The 3,258-nt window shown below is 58.2% G+C and carries 4 protein-coding genes and 3 tRNA genes; all 7 read left to right on the forward strand.

The window, feature by feature from the left end; all coding sequences use genetic code 11:
• The first annotated feature begins 250 nt into the window (after positions 1–250).
• A complete protein-coding gene (birA, locus tag ACL9RJ_RS33195) occupies positions 251–1,210 on the forward strand; it encodes a bifunctional biotin--[acetyl-CoA-carboxylase] ligase/biotin operon repressor BirA (protein ID WP_177088673.1) in 960 nt (319 codons plus the stop codon).
• A complete protein-coding gene (locus ACL9RJ_RS33200) occupies positions 1,200–1,949 on the forward strand; it encodes a pantothenate kinase (protein WP_177088671.1) in 750 nt (249 codons plus the stop codon). The genes birA and ACL9RJ_RS33200 overlap by 11 nt, the downstream gene beginning before the upstream one ends.
• A gap of 7 nt (positions 1,950–1,956) precedes the next feature.
• Positions 1,957–2,403 (forward strand): hypothetical protein, encoded by a 447-nt coding sequence (locus ACL9RJ_RS33205; RefSeq protein WP_017123244.1) that lies wholly within the window; start codon positions 1,957–1,959, stop codon positions 2,401–2,403.
• Between the two features lie 141 nt (positions 2,404–2,544).
• A tRNA-Tyr gene (locus tag ACL9RJ_RS33210) sits at positions 2,545–2,629 on the forward strand.
• A 26-nt stretch (positions 2,630–2,655) separates the two neighbouring features.
• Positions 2,656–2,729: transfer RNA gene (locus ACL9RJ_RS33215), tRNA-Gly, on the forward strand.
• A gap of 26 nt (positions 2,730–2,755) precedes the next feature.
• Positions 2,756–2,831 (forward strand) — tRNA-Thr (locus ACL9RJ_RS33220).
• Between the two features lie 86 nt (positions 2,832–2,917).
• Positions 2,918–3,258, forward strand: a 341-nt coding sequence (locus tag ACL9RJ_RS33225; RefSeq protein ID WP_422766018.1) for a GTP-binding protein, incomplete at its 3' end; no start/stop codon positions are given.

The raw sequence follows: 3,258 nt of genomic DNA on the forward strand, positions 1-3,258 counted from the left end.
GTGAGAGTAGGTCATCGTCAAGATTAAATTCCGAAACCCCAATTGCGAAAGCAGTTGGGGTTTTGTTTTTGCGCTGCGAAAAGCCCGCAGTGATGAGGTCCTTGAGCCCTGTGGGGATCTGGCGGCCGCCATCGCCGGCAAGCCGGCTCCCACAGGGGGCGGGGATGAGGCTGTCTCTGCGGCGTCCCCGCAGTATGCAAGGCTCCGGCTCATGGCTATCATGCGTGCCTCATTGTGAGGCGAGACCTGCATGCTGACGTTGTTAAAACTCCTGAAAGATGGTCGATTTCACTCTGGCGAGGCGCTTGGGGCGGCGTTGGGCGTCAGTCGCAGCGCTGTCTGGAAGCAGCTTCAGCAGTTAGAGGCCGAACTGGGGCTATCGATCCACAAGGTGCGTGGTCGTGGTTATCAGTTGGCCTCTCCCCTGGTGCTGCTTGATCAGCAGGCTATCGCCGCCGCCAGGTCATCGCCGACCTGGCCGGTACATGTCTATGAGTCGATCGACTCGACCAACGCCGAAGCGTTGCGCCTGGTCGAGCGTGCTGCTCCTGCGCCCTTTGTTGTCGTGGCCGAACGGCAGACGGCAGGCCGTGGTCGTCGCGGACGCCAGTGGGTCAGTCCATTCGCCGAGAATATCTATTACAGCCTGTTGCTCAGGGTCGATGGCGGCATGCGTCAGCTCGAGGGTTTGAGCCTGGTGGTGGGCCTCGCGGTGTTGCACGCCCTGCGGGAGCTGGGTATCCCGGGGGCGGGCCTGAAATGGCCGAACGATGTCCTGGTAGGTGGCCGGAAAATCGCTGGTATCCTGCTGGAGCTGGTCGGGGACCCGGCGGATGTCTGTCACGTTGTGCTGGGCATCGGTATCAACGTCAACATGCAGGTCGCCGATCAGGTTGATCAGCAATGGACATCCGCCAGGCTCGAGACGGGGCGCGCGGTGGACCGCAATCAGGTGATCGCATCCTTGAGCGAGAAGCTTCAGGATTATCTGCAGCGGCATCAGGCATCGGGCTTTTCTGCGATACAGGCGGAGTGGGAGCAGAATCATCTCTGGCAGGGGCGGGAGGTTTCCCTGGTCGCTGGCGCCAACGTGATCGATGGCACGGTGCTCGGCATTGACCAGCAGGGCGCGCTTCGCCTGAAGGTTGCCGGTGTCGAGAAAGTGTTCAGCGGTGGCGAGCTCAGCTTGAGGTTGCGCAATGATTCTTGAGCTCGACTGCGGTAACAGCTTTATCAAGTGGCGCGTCATTCTGGCCGATGGTGAAGAAGTGGTCGCTGGTGGTGTCGTCGACTCCGACCAGATGCTGCTGCAGCGATTGCGTGAGGGTTCCACGTTGAAGTTGGCGTGGTGTCGCCTGGTCAGTGTGCGTACCGAAGAGGAAACGGATCGTCTGGTCGCGGCGCTTGTCGATGCCTTTGGCATCGAGGTGGCGTGTGCGCAGCCCGCGGAAGAAATGGCGGGTGTGCGCAATGGTTACAAAGATCCTGAGCGCTTGGGGCTTGATCGCTGGCTGGCCTTGCTCGGTGGTTTCCGGCTGGCCGGTGGGCCGTGCCTGGTGCTGGATTTCGGCACGGCGGTCACCGCGGATTTCGTCGCCGAGGACGGCCTGCACCTGGGTGGCTTCATTTGTCCTGGAATGCAGTTGATGCGTAACCAGTTGCGTACCCATACTCGGCGGATCCGCTATGACGATGTGGCCGCCGAGCTTGCGCTGGCCAGCCTGGCGCCCGGGCAGGAAACCGTCGAGGCGGTGGAGCGCGGCTGTCTGTTGATGCTCCGGGGTTTTGTCCTTACCCAATTGGAGCAGGCTCGCGAGTACTGGGGGGATGACTTCAGGGTATTCCTCACCGGAGGCGACGCGGCATTGGTCAGCGAGGTTGTTCCCGGAGCCAGGTGGGTGCCTGATCTGGTATTTGTCGGCCTGGCCATTGCCTGCCCGTTGAGCTGAGGTTTCTATGCGTTGGTTGTTTCTGTTGTTGCTGGTACTCAATGGTGTCTATTACGTCTGGCATCAGCAGGAGGCGCCACTGAGGGCGAAGGAGGTGGCTCCTCTGTCGCTTTATCGCAGTGCGCACCAGGATATCCAGTTGTTGAGCGAGTCGGATAACGCCGGGGCGCGCAAAACCGCCGCCAGGGACCAGGAAGAGGAGTCCGAGTGCCTGTATCTGGGAGGGGTGGCACGCCAGGATGTCGCCCAGTCGATTCAGCAGCGCCTGCAGGGAATGGATATCAAGGCGCGTGTACAGCGGGTGAATGTTCCGGATTCCGCGGGCTATTGGCTGCGTATCGCACCCGAAAGCCGGCATTTGCTGGATGACGCCCTTCTGCAGAATCTTGCTAAAGAATTCAATGAGTTAAAACATAAAATAATGTTGTGCGAAGGCATTGCAACTGCCGAATAGTTTGCATAGAATGGCGCCCGCTTCGCAGTGAACACCTCTTGAGGGACTGGCTGGGAAGCGAGGTCAACGCAGCTAACCTCATATTTTTAAATGAGAAATTGCTTGACAGAGGTTCAGCATGATGTAGAATGCGCCTCGATTGGAGGGGTTCCCGAGCGGCCAAAGGGATCAGACTGTAAATCTGACGTCTCAGACTTCGAAGGTTCGAATCCTTCTCCCTCCACCATAATTTCAGCGGAAGCAGCAAGCTCCGCGGGTATAGTTTAGTGGTAGAACCTCAGCCTTCCAAGCTGATGATGCGGGTTCGATTCCCGCTACCCGCTCCAAGTTTGCTGTTTGTGCAAAGTGTTTCGCTCTTGTAGCTCAGTTGGTAGAGCACACCCTTGGTAAGGGTGAGGTCAGCGGTTCAAATCCGCTCAAGAGCTCCATATATAACAAGGCAGATATGAGAATATCTGCCTTTGTTTTAATGGTCGATGTAGCTTGCTCAATTCTTCTCCTAAGGGTGATTTCGATGGCTAAGGAAAAGTTCGAACGTAATAAGCCGCACGTCAACGTTGGCACCATTGGTCATGTCGACCACGGTAAGACCACTCTGACTGCTGCGCTGACCCGTGTCTGCTCCGAGGTTTTCGGTTCGGCCAAGGTCGAGTTCGACAAGATCGACAGTGCCCCGGAAGAAAAAGCTCGCGGTATCACCATCAACACCGCTCACGTTGAATACGATTCGGCTGTGCGTCACTACGCTCACGTTGACTGCCCAGGTCACGCTGACTACGTGAAGAACATGATCACCGGTGCTGCCCAGATGGACGGCGCGATCCTGGTTTGCTCGGCCGCCGATGGTCCGATGCC

Origin of the sequence: Pseudomonas sp. Mn2068 (genome assembly GCF_049319725.1) — a bacterium.
In the GTDB taxonomy this organism is placed as follows: domain Bacteria; phylum Pseudomonadota; class Gammaproteobacteria; order Pseudomonadales; family Pseudomonadaceae; genus Aquipseudomonas; species Aquipseudomonas gingeri.

What these genes read in the sequence shown, in the direction of transcription:
- birA (WP_177088673.1), top strand. Translation starts at nt 251, where the DNA reads ATGCTGACGTTGTTAAAACTCCTGAAAGATGGTCGATTTCACTCTGGC.
- ACL9RJ_RS33200 (WP_177088671.1), top strand. Translation starts at nt 1,200, where the DNA reads ATGATTCTTGAGCTCGACTGCGGTAACAGCTTTATCAAGTGGCGCGTC.
- ACL9RJ_RS33205 (WP_017123244.1), top strand. Translation starts at nt 1,957, where the DNA reads ATGCGTTGGTTGTTTCTGTTGTTGCTGGTACTCAATGGTGTCTATTAC.